Annotated in this window: 1 pseudogene; it reads left to right on the forward strand. The window is 65.0% G+C overall.

The window, feature by feature from the left end:
• Positions 1 to 11: 11 nt before the first annotated feature.
• Positions 12 to 1,078, forward strand: a pseudogene (locus ACTWQD_RS18360) (pyruvate dehydrogenase (acetyl-transferring), homodimeric type); the annotation flags it as partial.

The following is a 1,078-nucleotide window of genomic DNA, read 5'->3' on the forward strand; positions in this document are numbered from 1 at the left end:
AGAGGTTGGACGTGGCTGCAGGAGAAGAGACCTCCCATATCCTCAGCGGGTTGACTAACCAGCTGCCTGATCGTGATCCGGAAGAGACCGCCGAGTGGCTGGAGTCCCTGGATGCTTTGATTCAGGATCAGGGCACGGAGCGTGCCCAGTACATTATGCGGAGCCTGCTTCAGCGGGCGGGTGCGCAGAGTGTGGGTGTTCCGATGGTGACCACCACGGATTACGTGAACACGATTCCGGTGGACCAGGAAGCGCCGTTCCCCGGGGACGAGGAGATCGAGCGGAAGTACCGGGCGTGGCTGCGGTGGAACGCGGCGGTCATGGTGCACCGGGCGCAGCGCTCCGATATCGGCGTCGGCGGGCACATCTCGACCTACGCCGGCGCGGCGACCCTGTATGAGGTCGGGTTCAACCACTTCTTCCGCGGCAAGGACCACCCCTCGGGCGGTGACCAGGTGTTCTTCCAGGGCCATGCCTCCCCCGGCATGTACGCCCGGGCGTTCATGGAAGGCCGTTTGACCGAGGAGGACCTGGACGGGTTCCGGCAGGAGAAGTCCAAGGAAGGCCACGCCCTCTCGAGCTACCCGCACCCGCGGCTGATGCCGGAGTTCTGGGAGTTCCCGACCGTGTCGATGGGCATCGGCCCGATGAACGCGATCTACCAGGCCCAGTCCAACCGGTACCTGCACAACCGCGGCCTGAAGGACACCTCGGACCAGCAGGTCTGGGCATTCCTGGGCGACGGGGAAATGGACGAGCCCGAGTCCCGCGGCCTGCTCCAGCTCGCCGCGAACGACAAGCTCGACAACCTCAACTTCGTGATCAACTGCAACCTCCAGCGTCTGGACGGCCCGGTCCGGGGCAACGGGAAGATCATGCAGGAACTCGAGGCGTTCTTCCGCGGCGCGGGCTGGAACGTGATCAAGGTCGTCTGGGGCCGGGAGTGGGATGACCTGCTCGCCAAGGACCAGGACGGGTCCCTCGTGAAGATCATGAACGAGACCGTCGACGGGGACTACCAGACCTACAAGGCCGAGTCCGGCGCGTTCGTCCGCGAGCACTTCTTCGGGCAGACCCC

It is taken from the genome of Pseudarthrobacter sp. 1C304 (genome assembly GCF_052245515.1).
Lineage (GTDB): Bacteria > Actinomycetota > Actinomycetes > Actinomycetales > Micrococcaceae > Arthrobacter.